Below are 2674 nucleotides of genomic sequence, written 5' to 3' on the forward strand. Positions count from 1 at the left end.
CTCGCCGCACAGCAGGGACAGCGTGAGCCCGCGCGCGCCCATGGCGGTGCACAGCCACAGCCCCGGCTGGTTCAATGCATCCACCGGCCCCACGATAGGCAGGCGGTCGGGCGCTGCGCAGCGCACTGCGGCCCAGGTGCGCACGGCGCCGCTGGCCAGCGCGTCCCCGCCGTGCAGTGCCGCGTTGAAGGCCGGGGCCAGGGCCTGTGCCAGCGGGGGCAGCAGAGTCTGCAGCTTGGCGTGGTTGGCGGCCAGGCCCGCTGCCTGGTCTGACGCGCTGGGCGGCAGCGTGGTCTGGTCGCGCTCGAAAGTGGATCCCAGCACCCAGCCCGCGCCGCCTTGCAGCGGCACATGGGGCACCAGGTTGCCATGCCCATTGATTGGCTGCGGCGGCCAGGGCAGAGGTGCCCCCGACTGGGCGGGGGCCCGTGCATGCAGCCCCCACGCAATCTGGCCGCGCAGTGCTTGCAGGGGCCAGGGCAGGCCCGCCAGCGCCATGCTGTGCGGCCCCGCGCAGATGACGGCCAGCTCTGCCTGCGCCAGCACGGCGCCTTGCGCATCCAGCGCCTGCCAGACGGACTGCGCGCCCGCCGTGCGGCGCATTTGCGCCACCGGGGCCTCGCCTTGCCATTCAACGCCGGGCTGGGCCAGCAGATGCCGGATCAGCTGCGGCGGGCGCACCCAGCCGCCGCGCGCATGCCAGCAGGCCACGGCGCTGGCGGGCAGGCCGTTGGCCGCCAGTTGCTGCGCGGTGGCGGGCCGGCTCCAGTCCAGACCAGGGCCGTCTTGCCAGGCCAGGCCGGGCGTGCCGTCCACCCGGTGCTCCAGCGCGCCGCAGTCGCTCCAGTCGCGGCCGTGGCTGCCCTGTGGCATCTGGGCCAGTGTTTGCAGCGTGGTGCGCACGCCCGCACGCGACAGGCGCGACAGTACGCTGTCGTCTGGCGACACATGGCTGGCGAAAACACCTGCTGGCAGCCCGGACGCGCCCGCCGCCGGTGCCGCGGCACAGTCCAGCACGCGCACCTGCCAGCCACGCCGCGCCAGGCTGGACGCCACGGCAGCGCCCGCCAGGCCGGCGCCCACCACCAGGCACCGTGCGGGGGCCGGCGCGGTCACGTCGGGCAAAGGGGGCTGCCCGGTGCGCGGCTGCCAGCGCGGGTCGAACGTGGCCTGCAGCAAAGGGGCGCTCGTGGATGGCGCGTCCGCCACTGCCTGCATCTCGAAGCCGCATTGCGCCAAGGCGTCGCGCAGGCCGTGCGCCACGCCTGGCGCGGCCAGGCGGGTGCCGCGGCGGCAGCAGCGCGCCACGGCCTTCAAGGTGTGGATGTCCCACATTCCCGCCTGACTGCGCACATTGCAGTCGTCCAGATAGACCGAGTCGGCCACCGGCTGCTGTTGGCGCAGCATGGCTTGCAGGTCACCGATGCAGAGCGTGAGCTGCACGCGGCCGGCCTCGAACGACAGACGGTGCACGCCCGGCAGCAAGCCCCACCATTGCGCGTGCAATTGCTGCACCAGGGGTTGCAGTTCAAGGGTTGGCGCAGTGGCCTGCAGCAGCTCCTCGGCGCCTACGGCCTGGGGCATGCATGCGACGAAATGCAGGCACTGCGGACGGCGCGGGTCAGCCCGCCAGGCGGCCCAGGTAATCAGGAAGCCAAGCCCAAGCCCAAAACCGGTCTGCAAAATGCGCCACTGGGCCTGGCCAATCCACATGTCTGGCAAGCCGCAACCCTCCAGGAACACCGGGTGGGCCTGGGGCAGACCGCCGCAAGGCCGGTCAGTGGGTTCGGGCATGACCAGGCTTGATCGTCATTCCCAGCGCTGCTGGTACGAGAACACGGGCAGGCTCCATTCGAAGCGGATGGCCAGCAACCGCAGGGCCAGGCCAGCAGCAAAGCACACCAGCGTGCTGACGTTGTACTCCACCTGCAGTGTGTGCATGACCTGGAACAGCAGGCAGACCGCCAGCGACACGCTGGCATACAGCTCACGCCGGAATACGATGGGCACCTGGTTGCAAAGCACGTCGCGCAGGATGCCGCCGCTGATGCCGGTGAGCATGCCGGAAATCACCACCACCACGGGCGGGTAGCCCAGCTCCAGAGCCACGTTGCAGCCGATGAGTGAGAAAGCGATCAGGCCCATGGCGTCCAGCAGCAGGAACACCCGCTTGAGCCTATGCATGTGGCGGGCGACCAGCGTGGTCAGCAGGCCGGCGCCAATCACGAGGAAGATGTATTCGGGGTGCTGCGTCCAGCTGATGGGGTAGTGGCCCAGCACCATGTCGCGGATGGTGCCGCCCCCCAGTGCCGTGACCGAGGCAATCACGGCCACGCCGAAGATGTCCATATTGCGCCGACCCGCGGCCAGCGCCCCGGACATTGCTTCGGCAGTGATGGCGACGAGGTAGATCACCAGCATGGTGGTGAACTGGGACCACTGGAACGAGTCCAGCAAGGACACCGACGGCAACATGAAACATCTCCTGAAAGATCCGAACCGGGGCTGCCGGCCAAAAACGGCGGGCGGTCAACAACAGCGACGCCCCCGCCACTGGTGTGCAGCGGAGGCGAAGGCGTGAGAAGTGCAGCGTTTGTGTCAGGCCTGCGCCATCACGCGCTGGGCGGGACGTAGCCCGCCGCAGCGTCTGCGCCGCTGCCGAAGAAGTGGTTTT

General features: G+C 70.0%; 2 protein-coding genes. Both read right to left on the reverse strand.

All coding sequences use genetic code 11. The features are described 5' to 3' along the window. Positions 1 to 1794, reverse strand: a 1794-nt coding sequence (locus AB7E35_RS04050; protein WP_428167123.1) for an FAD-dependent oxidoreductase, incomplete at its 3' end; no start/stop codon positions are given. 15 nt (positions 1795 to 1809) lie between these two features. Further along, entirely contained in the window at positions 1810 to 2475 is a 666-nt protein-coding gene (locus AB7E35_RS04055; RefSeq protein ID WP_428163218.1) for a trimeric intracellular cation channel family protein, read from the reverse strand. Positions 2476 to 2674 lie beyond the last annotated feature (199 nt).

It is taken from the genome of Diaphorobacter sp. (genome assembly GCF_050251835.1).
GTDB lineage: Bacteria > Pseudomonadota > Gammaproteobacteria > Burkholderiales > Burkholderiaceae_C > JBFXIE01.